This window comes from Streptomyces sp. NPDC050439 (assembly GCF_040655335.1).
GTDB lineage: Bacteria > Actinomycetota > Actinomycetes > Streptomycetales > Streptomycetaceae > Streptomyces.
Map to the genome: position 1 here is coordinate 310,653 of NZ_JBFAJT010000006.1, position 17,145 is coordinate 327,797.

14 protein-coding genes and 2 tRNA genes are annotated in these 17,145 nt (G+C 68.5%); 12 read left to right on the forward strand and 4 right to left on the reverse strand.

Annotated features, from left to right (window positions below; genetic code table 11):
• Nucleotides 1-738 precede the first annotated feature (738 nt).
• The 8 genes from dnaN (at nucleotide 739) to AB0I66_RS25975 (ending at nucleotide 10,648) form a co-directional block, all read left to right on the forward strand.
• Nucleotides 739-1,869 (forward strand): DNA polymerase III subunit beta, encoded by a 1,131-nt coding sequence (dnaN, locus tag AB0I66_RS25940; protein ID WP_344518427.1) that lies wholly within the window; start codon nucleotides 739-741, stop codon nucleotides 1,867-1,869.
• A gap of 89 nt (nucleotides 1,870-1,958) precedes the next feature.
• Nucleotides 1,959-2,843 (forward strand): phosphogluconate dehydrogenase (NAD(+)-dependent, decarboxylating), encoded by an 885-nt coding sequence (gene gnd, locus AB0I66_RS25945; RefSeq protein WP_363210338.1) that lies wholly within the window; start codon nucleotides 1,959-1,961, stop codon nucleotides 2,841-2,843.
• A gap of 81 nt (nucleotides 2,844-2,924) precedes the next feature.
• Complete coding sequence (gene recF / locus AB0I66_RS25950; RefSeq protein ID WP_363210339.1) at nucleotides 2,925-4,046, forward strand: DNA replication/repair protein RecF; 1,122 nt, start codon at nucleotides 2,925-2,927, stop codon at nucleotides 4,044-4,046.
• On the forward strand, nucleotides 4,043-4,606 hold the full coding sequence (locus AB0I66_RS25955; protein ID WP_363210340.1) for a DciA family protein: 564 nt from the start codon (nucleotides 4,043-4,045) through the stop codon (nucleotides 4,604-4,606). Before recF ends, AB0I66_RS25955 begins: the two co-directional genes overlap by 4 nt.
• A 265-nt stretch (nucleotides 4,607-4,871) precedes the next feature.
• Complete coding sequence (gene gyrB / locus AB0I66_RS25960) at nucleotides 4,872-6,944, forward strand: DNA topoisomerase (ATP-hydrolyzing) subunit B (protein WP_363210341.1); 2,073 nt, start codon at nucleotides 4,872-4,874, stop codon at nucleotides 6,942-6,944.
• A gap of 43 nt (nucleotides 6,945-6,987) precedes the next feature.
• Entirely contained in the window at nucleotides 6,988-9,588 is a 2,601-nt protein-coding gene (gene gyrA / locus AB0I66_RS25965) for a DNA gyrase subunit A (protein ID WP_363210342.1), read from the forward strand.
• An 18-nt stretch (nucleotides 9,589-9,606) separates the two neighbouring features.
• Entirely contained in the window at nucleotides 9,607-10,314 is a 708-nt protein-coding gene (locus AB0I66_RS25970; RefSeq protein WP_363210343.1) for a DUF3566 domain-containing protein, read from the forward strand.
• Nucleotides 10,315-10,574: 260 nt separating this feature from the next.
• Nucleotides 10,575-10,648 (forward strand) — tRNA-Ile (locus AB0I66_RS25975).
• 112 nt (nucleotides 10,649-10,760) lie between these two features.
• Here AB0I66_RS25975 and AB0I66_RS25980 read toward each other — a convergent pair.
• Nucleotides 10,761-11,090, reverse strand: coding sequence for a DUF6344 domain-containing protein (locus AB0I66_RS25980; RefSeq protein WP_363210344.1), 330 nt, complete (start codon nucleotides 11,088-11,090; stop codon nucleotides 10,761-10,763).
• A 336-nt stretch (nucleotides 11,091-11,426) separates the two neighbouring features.
• On the opposite strand from AB0I66_RS25980, the gene AB0I66_RS25985 reads away from it, so the two are divergent.
• Both AB0I66_RS25985 and AB0I66_RS25990 read left to right on the forward strand, forming a co-directional pair.
• Nucleotides 11,427-11,555, forward strand: a complete 129-nt coding sequence (locus tag AB0I66_RS25985) for a DLW-39 family protein (RefSeq protein WP_003999697.1) — start codon at nucleotides 11,427-11,429, stop codon at nucleotides 11,553-11,555.
• A 310-nt stretch (nucleotides 11,556-11,865) separates the two neighbouring features.
• Complete coding sequence (locus AB0I66_RS25990) at nucleotides 11,866-13,122, forward strand: hypothetical protein (protein ID WP_363210345.1); 1,257 nt, start codon at nucleotides 11,866-11,868, stop codon at nucleotides 13,120-13,122.
• 34 nt (nucleotides 13,123-13,156) lie between these two features.
• Here AB0I66_RS25990 and AB0I66_RS25995 read toward each other — a convergent pair whose 3' ends face one another.
• Both AB0I66_RS25995 and AB0I66_RS26000 read right to left on the reverse strand, forming a co-directional pair.
• Nucleotides 13,157-14,626 (reverse strand): serine/threonine-protein kinase, encoded by a 1,470-nt coding sequence (locus AB0I66_RS25995; RefSeq protein ID WP_363210346.1) that lies wholly within the window; start codon nucleotides 14,624-14,626, stop codon nucleotides 13,157-13,159.
• Between the two features lie 49 nt (nucleotides 14,627-14,675).
• Complete coding sequence (locus tag AB0I66_RS26000; protein WP_160506124.1) at nucleotides 14,676-15,224, reverse strand: DNA-binding protein; 549 nt, start codon at nucleotides 15,222-15,224, stop codon at nucleotides 14,676-14,678.
• 183 nt (nucleotides 15,225-15,407) lie between these two features.
• Between AB0I66_RS26000 and AB0I66_RS26005 the strand changes: the two genes are divergently transcribed.
• Nucleotides 15,408-15,480, forward strand: a tRNA-Ala gene (locus AB0I66_RS26005).
• A gap of 76 nt (nucleotides 15,481-15,556) precedes the next feature.
• On the opposite strand, the gene AB0I66_RS26010 is transcribed toward AB0I66_RS26005, so the two are convergent.
• Complete coding sequence (locus AB0I66_RS26010; protein ID WP_363210347.1) at nucleotides 15,557-16,279, reverse strand: DUF5324 family protein; 723 nt, start codon at nucleotides 16,277-16,279, stop codon at nucleotides 15,557-15,559.
• 251 nt (nucleotides 16,280-16,530) lie between these two features.
• On the opposite strand from AB0I66_RS26010, the gene AB0I66_RS26015 reads away from it, so the two are divergent.
• Entirely contained in the window at nucleotides 16,531-17,064 is a 534-nt protein-coding gene (locus tag AB0I66_RS26015) for a peptidylprolyl isomerase (RefSeq protein ID WP_363210348.1), read from the forward strand.
• Nucleotides 17,065-17,145 lie beyond the last annotated feature (81 nt).

Genomic DNA, 17,145 nt, shown 5'->3' on the forward strand with positions numbered 1-17,145 from the left:
GAGCCCGTCAACGCCTCCCGACTGTTCGATTTCCCCAGCTGAGAGGCCTGTTCTCCACAGATGTGCGCACTTTTTCCCCTCCACACCCTGGGGACCGAGAAGTTGTCCAGACGCTGTCCACAGGGGACCCTGCTGAAGGATCATCAAGCCAGGTCAAGTGGTTGTGGATTGGTGGACGACGGTCCTCCACAGGCTGTGGAGGAAAATCTCGTCCACAGGGTGTGCATGAACTTGTCCACCGGCAACCCACAGGCTCGGGCCGGTTGTCCCCAGCTTTCCCCAGCTTCTCCACACGGCTGTCCACTGTTCGGCAACGCAACGCGCCCCGTCACCGTGCCGAGTGAAAGGCGTCACACCAAGGTGGTCGGTTGGCCTGTGGGGAAGGTGGGTAAAACTGGGGACAGCGTTGGGGAGAAGTACCCCCTGCCTGTGCATCGGGTGTGCAGAACTTTCGCCCGTCCACAGAAACCACCGGTTGTCCACCGCCTCCGCCCACAGGCGCGGTGGATAAAAAACCGGCACTGACCTGCGCATACGCGGTTATCCACGGTTTCCACAGGCCCTACTACTACTGCCCCCTAGAGTCACCGGGGAATTGGCTTCGAAGAGGGGCCTGTGCACAACTCGCGCTCCGGACCTCAGGCGCCGCTCGTCACGACTTGACCCCGACGGGCACCCACTGTCAGTGCGGTGCGTCAGACTGGTCCCCAGTGCCAGCAACAGCAGGAGGGCGGCTAAGTGAAGATCCGGGTGGAACGCGACGTACTCGCGGAGGCAGTGGCGTGGGCGGCGCGCAGTCTCCCGGCCCGGCCACCGGCACCTGTCCTCGCGGGCCTGCTGCTGAAGGCCGAGGAAGGCGCACTCAGCCTTTCCAGCTTCGACTACGAGGTCTCGGCGCGTGTCTCCGTGGACGCCGAGATCGACGACGAGGGCACGGTCCTCGTCTCCGGCCGGCTGCTCGCCGACATCTGCCGCGCCCTTCCCAACCGTCCGGTGGAGATCTCCACAGACGGTGTGCGGGCCACGGTGGTCTGCGGCTCCTCGCGATTCACACTCCACACACTCCCTGTGGAGGAGTACCCCGCGCTGCCGCAGATGCCCACCGCGACCGGCACGGTCCCCGGTGAGGTCTTCGCCTCGGCCGCCGCGCAGGTGGCCATCGCCGCGGGCCGCGACGACACGCTCCCCGTCCTGACCGGCGTACGCATCGAGATCGAGGGCGACACGGTCACGCTGGCCTCCACCGACCGCTACCGCTTCGCGGTCCGCGAGTTCCTGTGGAAGCCGGAGAACCCCGAGGCGTCCGCGGTCGCCCTGGTGCCCGCCAAGACGCTCCTGGACACCGCCAAGGCGCTCACGAGCGGCGACACGGTCACCCTGGCGCTGTCCGGCTCCGGTGCCGGTGAGGGCCTGATCGGTTTCGAGGGCGCCGGTCGGCGTACGACCACGCGTCTCCTCGAGGGCGACCTGCCGAAGTACAAGACGCTCTTCCCCACGGAGTTCAACTCGATCGCGGTCATCGAGACCGCCCCGTTCGTCGAGGCCGTGAAGCGCGTGGCCCTGGTGGCCGAGCGGAACACCCCGGTGCGGCTCAGCTTCGAGCAGGGCGTGCTGATCCTGGAGGCCGGCTCCAGCGACGACGCACAGGCTGTGGAAAGGGTCGACGCCCAGCTCGAGGGCGACGACGTCTCGATCGCCTTCAACCCGACGTTCCTGCTCGACGGCCTGAGCGCGATCGACTCCCCGGTCGCCCAGCTGTCGTTCACGACGTCGACGAAGCCGGCGCTCCTGAGCGGCAGGCCGGCCGTGGACGCGGAGGCCGACGAGGCCTACAAGTACCTGATCATGCCCGTACGTCTGAGCGGCTGAGCCCACAGGTGTGAGCGGGCGTCCGGGCGTAGGCTCGGACGCGGGTACGAAGGTGCCTCCACGCCACATCGCTACTTAAGGAACCACTGATGGAGCTCGGTCTCGTCGGCCTCGGCAAGATGGGCGGCAACATGCGCGAGCGCATCCGCCGCGCAGGCCACACCGTCATCGGATACGACCGCAACCAGGACGTCGCGGATGTCCACAGCCTCGAAGAGCTTGTGGGCAAACTCAAGGGTCCGCGCGTCGTCTGGGTGATGGTTCCGGCCGGAGCCGCGACCCAGTCCACCGTCGACGAGCTCGCCGAGCTGCTCCAGCCCGGCGACGTCGTCGTGGACGGCGGCAACTCCCGCTGGACGGACGACGAGAAGCACGCCGAGGAGCTCGCCGCCAAGGGCATCGGCTTCGTCGACTGCGGCGTCTCCGGCGGCGTCTGGGGCCTCAAGAACGGCTACGCGCTGATGTACGGCGGCGACGCCAAGGACATCGAGAAGGTCCAGCCGATCTTCGACGCGCTCAAGCCCGAGGGCGACTTCGGCTCCGTGCACGCCGGCAAGGTCGGAGCGGGCCACTTCTCGAAGATGGTCCACAACGGCATCGAGTACGCCATGATGCAGGCCTACGCCGAGGGCTGGGAGCTCCTGGAGAAGGTCGACTCCGTCACGGACGTACGCGAGGTCTTCCGCTCCTGGCAGGAGGGCACGGTCATCCGTTCCTGGCTGCTCGACCTCGCGGTCAATGCCCTGGACGACGACGAGCACCTGGCGAAGCTGCGCGGCTTCGCGCAGGACTCCGGCGAGGGCCGGTGGACGGTGGAAGCCGCCATCGACAACGCCGTGCCGCTGCCCGCGATCACGGCCTCGCTCTTCGCCCGGTTCGCCTCGCGGCAGGACGACTCCCCGCAGATGAAGATGATCGCGGCGCTGCGCAACCAGTTCGGTGGCCACGCGGTCGAGTCCAAGAGCGAGAACTGATCCACAGCCTGTGGGGAACATCAGCTGTTTCCCACAGGCCTCTCAGCAAGAGAAGCAAGCCGGGGGAGGTCGGCGCACACCATGCACGTCACGCATCTGTCGCTGGCCGACTTCCGCTCGTACGCCCGGGTCGAGGTCCCTCTCGATCCGGGCGTCACCGCGTTCGTGGGCCCCAACGGCCAGGGCAAGACGAACCTCGTGGAGGCCGTCGGCTATCTCGCCACGCTCGGCAGCCACCGGGTCTCCTCGGACGCCCCACTGGTGCGCATGGGCGCCGAGCGCGCCGTCGTCCGGGCCGCGGTCCGCCAGGGCGAGCGCCAGCAGCTGGTCGAGCTCGAACTCAATCCGGGCAAGGCCAATCGCGCCCGCATCAACAGGTCCTCGCAGGTCAAGCCCCGTGACGTGCTGGGAATCGTGCGTACGGTGCTGTTCGCTCCCGAGGATCTGGCGCTGATCAAGGGCGACCCGGGTGAGCGCCGACGGTTCCTGGACGAGCTGATCACGGCCCGCTCCCCGCGCATGGCGGGCGTGCGCTCCGACTACGACCGGGTGCTGAAGCAGCGCAACACCCTCCTGAAGTCGGCGGCCCTGGCACGGCGGCACGGCGGGCGTTCCATGGACCTGTCCACACTCGACGTCTGGGACCAGCACCTCGCCCGCGCGGGCGCCGAACTGCTCACCCAGCGGCTGGACCTGATCGCCTCGCTGCAGCCGCTCGCCGACAAGGCGTACGAACAGCTGGCGCCCGGCGGCGGACCCGTCACCCTTGAGTACAAGCCCTCCGCGCCGGGCGACGGCCATACGCGCGAGGCTCTGTTCGAGCAGCTGATCGCCGCCCTCGAAGAGGCCCGCAAGCAGGAGATCGAGCGTGGGGTGACGCTGGTCGGCCCGCACCGCGACGACCTGCTCCTCAAGCTGGGCCAGCTCCCCGCCAAGGGGTACGCGAGCCACGGCGAGTCCTGGTCGTACGCCCTGTCGCTGCGCCTCGCCTCGTACGACCTCCTGCGTGCCGAGGGGAACGAACCCGTGCTCGTCCTGGACGACGTGTTCGCGGAGCTCGACGCGCGCCGCCGGGAGCGGCTCGCGGAGCTGGTGGCGCCGGGCGAGCAGGTCCTGGTCACGGCCGCGGTGGAGGACGACGTGCCGGGCGTGCTCGCCGGGACGCGGTTCGCGGTGTCGGACGGCGCGGTGGAGCGCGTATGAGCGGCGAAGAGTCCGCCAAGGGTGCTCCTCAGGACGCCCCCAAGGAGAGCCCGAAGACGCCCGAGCCCTCCGGTGTCGACCTCGCCCGGGTCGCCCTGCGTGCCGCCAAGGAACAGGCACGCGCGCGTGGAGACGCCGCCCAGCAGAAGAAGCAGGCCCGTAGAGGCGGTCTTCGCTCCGGCGCGCGCGCCGACGGGCGTGACCCGCAACCGCTCGGCTCCGCCATCAACCGCCTGATCACCGAGCGCGGCTGGGAGACACCGGCCGCGGTCGGCGGTGTGATGGGCCGCTGGCCGCAGATCGTCGGCGAGGACCTGGCCAAGCACTGCGTGCCCCAGAGGTACGACGAGAACGAGCGCGTCCTGACCGTCCAGTGCGATTCCACGGCCTGGGCGACGAATCTGCGCCTCCTGGCCCCGCAGCTGGTCGCGCGCCTCAACGAGGACCTCGGCCACGGCACCGTGCGCCTCATCAAAGTCCTTGGTCCCAGCGGCCCCACGCGGCGCTTCGGACCCCTGCGCGCACCGGGCAGCACGGGCCCCGGGGACACCTACGGCTGAGGCCGTACCGGTTGGTAGCTCAAGGTTGACACCCCGAAGCGCTGAGTGCCGCTGTGAGCCTCTTAGAGCCCCGGGCCGCATATGGGGAGTCGGATGATGCCGGTTCAGGACGGCACATGCGGACTCAGGTACCGGCAAACCCCCATCACTGTCGGCGCTACCGGTAGACTGGAAGCTAATCCCGCCCCACTTGTGGGTCGCACCGAGCAACGCTGACTATCGCTGAACGACGCAGCCGCTCCGGCCACCGCCGGGTGCTTGGCTTGTGCTGTGCCAGAAAGGGCGCTTCGTGGCCGATTCCGGCAACCCCAACGAGAACATCCCGTCCACCGCCGCCGGCGAGAACGGCGAGGTCACAGCCTCGTACGACGCCAGCGCGATCACCGTCCTCGAGGGTCTGGACGCGGTCCGCAAGCGACCTGGCATGTACATCGGGTCGACCGGTGAGCGTGGCCTGCACCACCTCGTGCAAGAGGTTGTCGACAACTCCGTCGACGAAGCCCTCGCGGGGCACGCGGACACCATCGACGTGACGATCCTCGCCGACGGTGGCGTACGCGTCATCGACAACGGCCGTGGCATCCCGGTGGGCATCCACCCCGTCGAGAAGAAGCCGGCCGTCGAGGTCGTGCTCACCGTGCTGCACGCGGGCGGCAAGTTCGGCGGCGGCGGGTACGCCGTCTCCGGTGGTCTGCACGGCGTCGGTGTCTCCGTCGTGAACGCCCTGTCCACCAAGCTCGCCGTCGACATCAAGACCGACGGCTACCGCTGGACGCAGGACTACAAGACGGGTGCCCCGACCGCCCCCCTGGAGCGGCACGAGGCGACCGAGGAGACCGGCACCACGGTCACCTTCTGGGCCGACCCGGACGTCTTCGAGACGACCGTGTACTCCTTCGAGACGCTCGCACGGCGCTTCCAGGAGATGGCGTTCCTCAACAAGGGACTGACCATCAAGCTCACCGACGAGCGCGAGTCGGCGAAGGCGACGGCGGGTGCGGACTCCACCGAGGCCACCGACGACGAGGCGGCCCCCGAGGCCCGCACGGTGACGTACCACTACGAAGGCGGCATCGTCGACTTCGTGAAGTACCTCAACTCCCGCAAGGGCGAGGTCATTCACCCGACCGTCATCGACGTCGAGGCCGAGGACAAGGAGCGCATGCTCTCGGCCGAGATCGCGATGCAGTGGAACTCGCAGTACACCGAAGGTGTCTACTCCTTCGCGAACACGATCCACACGCACGAGGGCGGCACGCACGAAGAGGGCTTCAGGGCCGCTCTGACGGGCCTGGTCAACCGGTACGCGCGCGAGAAGAAGCTGCTGCGCGAGAAGGACGACAACCTCACGGGCGAGGACATCCGCGAGGGTCTGACGGCGATCATCTCGGTGAAGCTCGGGGAGCCCCAGTTCGAGGGCCAGACCAAGACCAAGCTGGGCAACACCGAGGCGAAGACCTTCGTACAGAAGGTCGTGCACGAGCACCTCACGGACTGGTTCGACCGGAATCCGAACGAGGCCGCGGACATCATCCGCAAGAGCATCCAGGCCGCCACGGCCCGCGTCGCCGCCCGCAAGGCACGCGACCTGACCCGCCGCAAGGGCCTGCTCGAATCGGCCTCGCTGCCCGGAAAGCTCTCCGACTGCCAGTCGAACGACCCGACGAAGTGCGAGATCTTCATCGTCGAGGGTGACTCCGCCGGTGGTTCGGCGAAGTCCGGCCGTGACCCGATGTACCAGGCCATCCTGCCCATCCGAGGCAAGATCCTGAACGTCGAGAAGGCGCGGATCGACAAGATCCTGCACAACCAGGAGGTCCAGGCCCTCATCTCGGCCTTCGGCACGGGAGTGCACGAGGACTTCGACATCGAGAAGCTCCGCTATCACAAGATCATCTTGATGGCGGACGCCGACGTCGACGGTCAGCACATCAACACCCTGCTCCTGACGTTCCTGTTCCGCTTCATGCGGCCGCTCGTCGAGTCGGGCCACGTGTACCTCTCGCGCCCGCCGCTCTACAAGATCAAGTGGAGCCGGGACGACTTCCAGTACGCGTACTCGGACCGCGAGCGCGACGCCCTCATCGAGATCGGCCGCCAGGCCGGCAAGCGCGTCAGGGACGACTCGGTCCAGCGCTTCAAGGGTCTCGGCGAGATGAACGCCGAGGAGCTGCGCGTCACGACGATGGACCAGGATCACCGCGTTCTCGGCCAGGTCACCCTGGACGACGCGGCACAGGCCGACGACCTCTTCTCGGTGCTGATGGGAGAGGACGTCGAGGCACGGCGCTCGTTCATTCAGCGCAACGCCAAGGACGTCCGTTTCCTCGACATCTGAGTCGGCCCGTACAAGCCGCACCTCGAAAGGACTTTGACCAGCGATGGCCGACGAGAACACCCCTGTGATGCCCGAAGAGGAGCCCGCCGTTCCCGGCGTGGGCATGCGTGTCGAGCCCGTCGGGCTCGAGACGGAGATGCAGCGCTCCTACCTCGACTACGCGATGTCCGTCATCGTGTCGCGTGCGCTGCCCGACGTACGGGACGGCCTGAAGCCCGTGCACCGCCGCGTCCTGTACGCGATGTACGACGGCGGATACCGCCCCGAGAAGGGCTTCTACAAGTGCGCCCGCGTCGTCGGCGACGTCATGGGCACCTACCACCCGCACGGCGACTCCTCCATCTACGACGCCCTGGTCCGCCTGGCCCAGCCGTGGTCGATGCGGATGCCCCTGGTGGACTCCAACGGCAACTTCGGCTCTCCGGGCAACGACCCGGCGGCCGCCATGCGGTACACCGAGTGCAAGATGGCGCCGCTGGCCATGGAGATGGTCCGTGACATCGACGAGGACACCGTCGACTTCACGGACAACTACGACGGCCGCAACCAGGAGCCGACGGTCCTGCCGGCGCGCTTCCCGAACCTGCTCATCAACGGCTCGGCGGGCATCGCGGTCGGCATGGCCACCAACATCCCGCCGCACAACCTCCGCGAGGTCGCGGCAGGCGCGCAGTGGGCCCTGGAGCACCCGGACGCCTCGCACGAGGAGCTGCTCGACGCCCTCATCGAGCGCATCAAGGGCCCCGATTTCCCCACCGGCGCACTAGTAGTGGGCCGAAAGGGCATCGAGGAGGCGTACCGCACGGGCCGTGGCTCCATCACCATGCGCGCGGTCGTCGCGGTCGAGGAGATCCAGAACCGCCAGTGCCTGGTGGTCACCGAGCTCCCCTACCAGACCAACCCCGACAACCTCGCGCAGAAGATCGCCGACCTGGTCAAGGACGGCAGGGTCGGCGGCATCGCCGACGTCCGCGACGAGACGTCCTCGCGCACCGGACAGCGCCTCGTCGTCGTCCTGAAGCGGGACGCGGTCGCCAAGGTCGTCCTGAACAACCTCTACAAGCACACCGACCTCCAGTCGAATTTCAGCGCCAACATGCTGGCCCTGGTCGACGGCGTGCCGCGCACCCTCTCCCTGGACGCGTTCATCCGCCACTGGGTGACGCACCAGGTCGAGGTCATCGTCCGGCGCACGAAGTTCCGGCTGCGCAAGGCCGAGGAGCGGGCCCACATCCTGCGTGGCCTGCTCAAGGCCCTGGACGCCATCGACGAGGTCATCGCCCTCATCCGGGCCAGCCAGACCGTCGACGTCGCGCGTGAGGGCCTGATGGGCCTGCTCTCGATCGACGAGATCCAGGCCAACGCCATCCTCGAGATGCAGCTGCGCCGCCTCGCCGCCCTGGAGCGCCAGAAGATCGTCGCCGAGCACGACGAACTGCAGGCGAAGATCAACGAGTACAACGCGATCCTGGCCTCGCCCGAGCGGCAGCGCCAGATCATCAGCGAGGAGCTCGCGGCGATCGTCGACAAGTTCGGCGAGGACCGTCGATCGGCGCTCGTCCCCTTCGACGGCGACATGTCCATGGAGGACCTGATCGCCGAAGAGGACATCGTCGTCACGATCACGCGCGGTGGCTACATCAAGCGCACCAAGACGGAGGACTACCGCTCGCAGAAGCGCGGCGGCAAGGGCGTGCGCGGCACGAAGCTGAAGCAGGACGACATCGTCGACCACTTCTTCGTGTCGACGACGCACCACTGGCTGCTGTTCTTCACGAACAAGGGCCGCGTCTACCGCGCGAAGGCGTACGAGCTGCCCGACGCCGGCCGCGAGGCCCGCGGCCAGCACGTGGCGAACCTGCTCGCCTTCCAGCCGGACGAGCAGATCGCCGAGATCCTCGCGATCCGTGACTACGAAGCGGTGCCCTACCTGGTTCTCGCCACCAAGGGCGGCCTCGTGAAGAAGACGCCGCTCAAGGACTACGACTCGCCTCGTTCCGGTGGCGTCATCGCCATCAACCTGCGCGAGACGGACGACGGCAAGGACGACGAGCTGATCGGCGCCGAGCTGGTCTCCTCCGAGGACGACCTGCTGCTCATCAGCAAGAAGGCGCAGTCGATCAGGTTCACCGCGACGGACGAGGCGCTGCGTCCCATGGGCCGCGCGACGTCGGGCGTCAAGGGAATGAGTTTCCGCGGTGGCGACGAACTGCTCTCGATGAATGTCGTCAGGCCGGGTACTTTCGTCTTCACCGCAACCGACGGCGGTTACGCGAAGCGGACCAACGTCGACGAGTACCGCGTCCAGGGTCGTGGTGGCCTCGGAATCAAGGCCGCCAAGATCGTGGAGGACCGCGGCGAACTCGTGGGGGCGCTGGTGACGGAGGAGACCGACGAGATCCTCGCCATCACCCTCAGCGGCGGTGTGATTCGTACGCGAGTCAACGAGGTCAGGGAGACGGGCCGTGACACCATGGGCGTCCAACTGATCAACCTGGGCAAGCGCGATGCCGTGGTCGGTATCGCTCGTAACGCCGAGGCCGGGCGCGAGGCTGAGGAAGTCGACGGAGACATCGTCGTCGAATCGGCCGACGGCGAGCCGGCCGTCGGTACGGACGAGGGCACGGAGTCCGCGGCCGAGTAGCGCGAGGAGAGAGTCATCGTGAGTGGAGCCACGGGCGCCGGGGCAAGTGGAACCGGCCCAGCCGGTACAGACGGTGTCCGTGGCTCCGCCACTGATTCTCCCGACTCGCATGAGTCCCGTGGATCCCAGGGGGGAACCGTGACCGACACCCGAGGGCCGCAGCCGGCTCAGTCAGCGCAGTACGCAGACGGGTCCCAGGGGGGCCAAGGGTCCCCGAACGCCACCGGTGCTCTGCCCGGTGAGCGCCAGCCCCAGCAGCAGGGGTCGCAGCCGTACCACCCGCCGCAGGCCTATCAGCAGAACTCCCAGACGGGTTCCGTGCGCAGGCCGCGGACGGGGGCGCGCACGACGCCTCGTACGCGCAAGGCGCGGCTGCGGGTGGCCAAGGCCGACCCGTGGTCAGTGATGAAGGTCAGCTTCCTGCTCTCCATCGCGCTCGGCATCTGCACGATCGTCGCGGCCGCCGTGCTGTGGATGGTCATGGACGCCATGGGCGTCTTCTCCACGGTGGGCGGCACGATCTCGGAGGCGACGGGCTCGAACGAGTCCAACGGCTTCGACCTGCAGTCCTTCCTGTCGCTGCCGCGCGTCCTGATGTTCACGACGATCATCGCGGTCATCGACGTGGTCCTCGCCACGGCGCTCGCGACGCTCGGCGCCTTCATCTACAACCTCTCCGCGGGCTTCGTGGGCGGCGTCGAGCTGACGCTGGCCGAGGACGAGTAATCCTTTCTTTGGGTCTCTTCTTGTAGCCGCCGGTTCGTAGCCAGCGGTTCCTTCGAGTCCGCGGCGGTTTCCTTTTGGCTCCACCGGCCCTCCGGCGCCCAGCGCCGGAGGGCTTTCGCGGTCAGGGCCCCGCCCGATCAGGGCGGGGCCCTGACGTGTGCATCGGCCTGTGCGGTGCCCACGGAGGTATCGATTTTGGGACTGGCCCGCACGTGCGCTAATCTTCAGAGGTCAGCGCGCGGGACACACCGCAGCGCGGCGGGGCTATAGCTCAGTTGGTTAGAGCGCATCCCTGATAAGGATGAGGCCACAGGTTCAAATCCTGTTAGCCCCACAGACACGAAGAAGACCCCCAGCCGATACGGGCTGGGGGTCTTCTTCGTGTCTGTGGGGCTTGTGTCTGTGGGGGTCCCTGGGGGACGGCGGCCTGGGGGGCCGGGGTGTGACTACGGCTCCGCGGCGAGCCCGCCCGGATGGGCCTCGGCCTCAACGGCCGTCTCCGTGTCGTCCGTGGGGAGGTGGCGGCAGCTGGGGGACGATCCGTGGGCCTCTGCGCGGATGCGCTGCTTCATCGTGGGCGGCAGGGACCGTTCGTACGCTGCTGCCCAGTAGGCCGCGAGTGGGGCCGTCATGGTCGGCGCGCTCTTGCACGTTTCCGTGGTCTGCTGCGCCGGCGTGGCCGCCGTTGCCGTCGTGGTGAATCCCAGCGTGGCGAAGAGTGCGAGGAAGGCGGTGATGAGCGTGGTCCACAGCTTCATGGCCTTGGAGCCGGTCATGGCTTCTCACTTTCGGGTTGGGCGATTTGCGTACTTTCCTCATCATGTGTATGTCGAGCCGAGAGTGGGGGACCAACGCTCGTGGCGCGTCGATGTTCAGATGAACACCACCCGTATGGCCGTAAATGGCCTCTGGAGGGCCTGGGAGAGGCCCGGGTGGGGTCGGGAGCGGTGAATGGCGCGGCGAGCCGTGAGGCGGCGGAGAGCGGCGGCGCCCGATTCGACTGCTGTGATCGGGGCGGGAGTTGGGGTGGATCCAGGTCACCGATCGGTATCGATCGGTGTGTATAGTCGGGCGCCAGAGGTCCCTTACGTCAAGAAAGACGAGGTCGCGCGGTGAAGAAGCTTCTCCTGGTCGCACTGGCCGCCATCGGCGGGCTCCTCGTGTACCGCCAGATCCAGGCGGATCGCGCCGAGCAGGATCTGTGGACGGAGGCGACTGACTCCGTGCCCACGGGTTCGTGAGTACCGACAACAGTCTCTTAACAGGGCCCCGGCCGCTTCTGCGGCCGGGGCCCTGTGCTGTCCGGGCTGTCCGGCTGTCCGAATCTTTTGGGTCGCCTGTCGCTCGGGTTTGCGTGCGCAAGCCCTCACCTTGCGTGAGCAAAGGTTGTCGTGTTCTCGCGTGGGCATAGTGCGCGGGACGACTGGGGCTCAGGGGGAGGGGTGGCACGTGATGGGGCGGCTGCGCGGAGGCCGGGCGATGCCGGGGGCGGCGCTGTGTGTGGTGCTGTGTGCGGTGTTGTGCGCGGTTCCGGTGTCTTCGGGAGTGGCGGTGGCTGCCGTGGAGGGGCCGTCGGACCCGGCACCTGGCCCGTACGTCTTCTCCGAGCGGGCCGTGGCGGTCGACGGTGCGCGGACCAGCGTGAACAGCGCGCGACTTACGCCCGGATCGACGTACAAGAGCTCTCTCGCACGCGGCGCAAAGCTCTACTACCAGCTGCAATTGGACGCCCGCGAGACCGTGTACGTGTCCGCCACCGCCGTCCCGGGGCTCGACGCCAAGGTCGCCTACGGGGACGGCCTAGAGGTGTCCTTGCAGGACGCGAACGGCAACAACTGCAACTCCGGAGACGCCCGGTTCGGTACGTCGCAGAGCCCGCGGCCCATCTCCGCCTCGGCGGTACGAGCGGTCGGCCCGACTGACAACCGGTGCAAAGTGGCCGGAACGTACTACGTGGTGGTCGAGCGGTACAGCGACCCGGGCTCCAGTACGGAGACGTGGGACACGGAGCTTCGCGTCGTGTCGGAGCCCGGCGTGGACAAGAGTGCCCCCACGGCGCCGCCCGGAGCGTGGAACTCCGCCTCGCCCACGCCGCCCGGTGGCACGCGCAAGGAGCGCAGGGGCGGCACGGGCTTCAACGACGCACGGGCGCTGCGGACAGGCGTCTGGGGCGACCGGATCAAGCCCGGCCAGACCCTCTTCTACCGGGTGCCGGTCGACTGGGGGCAACAGATCTCGGCCAGCGCCGAGCTGGGCAGTGCGAGCGGGGAAGGGGGCGAGTACGTGACGTCGGCGCTCGTGATGTCTCTGGCCAATCCGGTGCGCGAACGCATTGATGACGCCACCACGGCCTACGACGGCCGGCAGAAGACGACGGCGCTCGACCCGCTGCCGCCCGTGGCCCACGAGAACCGTTACTCCCCGATCGACGGCGTGGCCGGAACACGGTTCGCCGGGTGGTACTACCTCTCGGTCCATCTGAATCCGCAGGTCACCCGGGAGTTCGGCGACGGACCGCTGGACCTGACGCTGCGGGTGAACGTCGACGGCGCGGCCAAGGCGGGGCCCGCGTACGTGGGGACGGCGCGGCCCGCCGATGAGTTCAGCGTCTCGGGTGAGGACAAGGACGCGGCGTTGCGGGGGGAGACGGGTGCCGGGGGCGAGAGCGGGGGCGGGGCCGGTCACCGTGACGGCGGCAGCGACGTCATGAAGGTGGTCGCCGCCGGTGGGTTCGGGGCCGGGACCGTGCTGCTGATGGTCCTTGGCGCGTGGACGCTCATCGGGCGGCGGAGGGCGGCTTCGTCATAACGGGCTCTCTGGCTGGTGCCGCCTCCGGTGTGGGTCAGATCTGAGTCAGGGCCCAGATGCCCACCGCGAAGCACGCCAGAGCCGCCAGCAGCATCGGGATTGCCACCTTCGCGGGCGGCCCAGGTCGCTTCTGCCGGTGCGCGATCGGCCGGCGCTGGAGTGGAACCTGCGGGGCTTGAGCGGTGTATGGATAAGTAGGGGCGGAAGCGTGGTGCGCTGTCGCCATTACGGACGGTGAGGCTGCGTACGCCGGGAGTTGTGCCGGGTGGTGCTGCGCCGGAACGTGAATAGGGGCCGGAGCGGGGACTGGAGCCGGGGCTGGCGCCGGAGCCGGTGCCGGAGATGAAATCGGGTGGGGGGAAGGGACATGAGGGGACTGAGCAGGGGGCGAAGGGGGCGGTGGTGGCGTCGCGGGCTGCTGCTCCTGCGCGGGTGTCGCCTGCGCAGGCGTCCCATGCGAGGGAGTGGCCTGCGATGGCATGGCCCGCGGGGGCGTCGGCGGCTGTGGCGGTGGGGTCAGCGGGAAGCTGCCGGTCTGGGGCGCCGAGCGGGGCTGGGGTGGAACGGGAGGCGGAGCCGAGGGCTGGCCCGAGGGTGGAGCGAAGCCAGGCTGTGGCAGGGCCGTGAGGGGCCCGTCGGGTCCGAAACCCTGGGGCAGCGGCCCCAGTTGATCGAAGATCTCCACGATCTCGTCGTCGGGCCCCGGCTCGGGGAGCAGCTCGACGGCGGAGTTCAGCGCCTTGCGCGCTCCCGTGGCGGTGCGGAACCGCGCCTGTGGATCCGGCTGCAGAAGCGTGGCGACGACCTGCCACAGCGGCTCCGGAACACCCCGTGGCGCCCCAGGTGTGCCGTGCGAGGCGAAGCGCTCGATCAGGGCCTTGGCATCCGGCTTGGCGCCTTGCAGCAGATAGAGGGCGACGAGGCCCACGGCGAAGAGATCGGCGGTGAAGTCCGGCTCGGCGCCCAGCATTTGCTCGGGCGCGAAGTAGCCGGGCGTCCCCACGACATAGTTGGTCTCGGTCAGTCGCGGCTCGCCCATCCGCATCGAGATGCCGAAGTCGGAGAGCCGCAGATGCGGGCGCGCGGTGCCGGTGGCCTCGAGCAGGATGTTGGCGGGCTTGATGTCGCGGTGCACGACCCCCTCGGCGTGCACCGCGGCGAGCCCGGAGAGCAGCTGGTCCAGGAGCGTGCAGACCAGGCGGGGCGGCAGCGGGCCGTAATCCCCGATCACATGGGCCAGCGAGCCGCCGGCGACCAAGGCCATGGTGAACAGGACCTTGTCGTCGTCGGCGGCCCAGCTGGCCGGCGCGAGCACATGCGGGTGGTCGATCCGAAGCGCCTGCTCCCGCACGAAGCGCAGCAGTGCGTGCGCGTCGCTCTGTTGCAGGACCTTGGCCGCCACATACCGCCGTCGCCGGTGGTCCCAGGCGCGCCAGACCGCTCCGACTCCCCCACGGCCGACCGGGTCGACCAGTTCGTAGCGGCCTGCGAAGACCTCACCCATGGTCGCGCACTGCTCCCCCTCCGGGCCGCCCGGTGGCCCGGCCGACGGCTCAGTTCTGGTGCGCCTCGTAGTGGGCGACCGCGTCCGCGGTGCGTCCGGCGCCGTATACCCGGAGGAACTCTGCCAGTTCCGGGTGGGTCGGGGCGAGGGAGTCCGCCGCATCGATGATGTCGCCCGCCGCAGCGACGGAGCGCAGCAGCGACTGGATTTCGCGCACCACGCGCTTCACCGTGGGAGCACCCGAACTCGTCGTCGACTGCGAGGTGTTGGTCAGGACGGAGCCGCCCTGGGACTTCTTGATCTCGTCCATGCGGTCGGTGGCCTCGGCGGCGCTCACACTGCCGTCGGCGACCTGGCCCGCCAGCTCCTGGAGGAGCTGGACGCGCTGGACGACCGCGGGGTTGCCGATCTTGGCGCGCTGCCCGCTCATCAGCTGCGACAGCATGGGCGCGGACAGACCGAGCACGCCGGCGAGGCGTGCCTGGTTGAGGCCCAGATCATCGATGAGACGACGGAAGAGCGCCCCCAGCGGCTCCCCGTACCAGTTCCGCTGGAGCTCTCGTGCTCTCGCGGTCGTCTCTTGTTGTGCGGCGTCCATTGCGTCTCCCCATCGCTTCCCCAAAAACCGTGGTTCGCTGCCGCGAACCACGCCGAGCATCTTACGGAGCGTGGTCGTTCACCGGGACCCCCAATCCTTTTGCGAGATCCGGGGGGAGACCCGGTACTCTGGTCTCGCGTTGCCCACCGGAGCGAGATCCTTCCGGCTGGGTGCACCGTTTTCGGGGCCTTAGCTCAGTTGGTAGAGCGCTGCCTTTGCAAGGCAGATGTCAGGAGTTCGAATCTCCTAGGCTCCACAGAAACGCCGTAGGGCGGGTCCACCTCAACTGAGGTGGACCCGCCCTACGGCGTTCTACGGGTGTTGCGGTGGCGTCAGCGCAGCTCGTCGCCGTTCGCGGCCTCGGACTCGGCCTGCTTGGCCTGGACCTCGGGGTCGAGGGAGGCCTGACCGCTGCCGTCGACCGAGGTCAGCGGCGCGCTGTCGGGGACCTCCGTCGCCGCCGGCGGCTCGACGAGCCAGTCCGGGTTGGCCTGCTTGTCCCACCACTTCCAGGCGGCGACCGCGCCGCCGGCCAGGACGCCCAGGACCACGAGGCCCTTGGCGAGACGACCGGCGCGGGCCCGGCGGTTGTGCTTGCGGGCCAGCCGCTGGATCTCCTTGGGAGAGACCTCGCCGCGCAGTGCGGAGATCGCCGCGGAACCGCGGGACGCCGCCTCCTCACGGACGGGCTGGGCCGCGGCCATGGCCTGCTCGATCCGCGGCTTCGAGTAGTCGGCGGCCTGCTGAGCTGCCTTGCGGGTCTGCTTGGCTGCCTTACGGGTGCGGACAGCGGCCTCGTGTGCGGCATGGTCGACCTTCGGCGGCACATGCGCACGGGCCTGCTCGATGCGCGGGCCGACATGAGCGCCGTACTGCACACGGGCTTGCTCGGCGGCCTGCGACACCTTGGGCGCGAGGCGTGCACGGCTTTCGTGCGCGTAATGAACGGCCTGCTCCTTGGCCGTTCCGGCGTAAGGGGCCACCGCCTCCGCGGCATGCCGCACGCTGTCCTTAGCCGAACCGGTCGCGGCGCGCACGCTGTCGATGCGGGTCACAGGATCCTCCTCCTCGGTGGCTTATAGGTATGTCACCTTTCCACCCTTTCAAGGATCATGCCTTCCGGATGGCTCCGAGGCATGACGCAGCCGGGCATCCGGGTGCGATCATTCTGATCAAATCGGTACAAGGAGAGTGCTTTGCCGACAATGCCACGGATCGTCGCGGCGCGCGCCCACTCGGTGACTACTCGTCGGAATCCGGTCCGTGCGAGGATCGGCACGTCATAGAAGACAACGGAAGGCAGACCGTGGCCGAGCAGCTTTACGCCACCCTGAAGACCAACCGAGGCGACATCGAGGTGCTGCTGCACCCCAACCACACGCCGAAGACGGTCAAGAACTTCGTCGAGCTCGCCCAGGGCGAGCGCGAATGGGTTCACCCGGAGACCGGAAAGAAGACGACGGACCGGCTCTACGACGGCACGGTCTTCCACCGCGTCATCAGCGGCTTCATGATCCAGGGCGGCGACCCGCTGGGCAACGGCACGGGCGGCCCGGGCTACGAGTTCGAGGACGAGTTCCACCCCGACCTCGCCTTCGACAAGCCCTACCTGCTCGCCATGGCCAACGCGGGCCCGGGCACCAACGGCTCCCAGTTCTTCGTGACGGTTTCCCCGACTGCCTGGCTCACGCGCAAGCACACCATCTTCGGCGAGGTCACGAACCCGGCGAGCCAGAAGGTCGTCGACGAGATCGCCGCCACGCAGACCAACCCGCGCACCGACCGCCCCGTGAACGACGTGGTCATCGAGTCCGTCGTGATCGAGACCCGCACCGCCTGACACCGGCGCACCCCGCGAGGGAACCAAACCGCCCCGCCCATCCGTAAGGAAGGGCGGGGCGGTGCGTTCGCCACGCGCGCG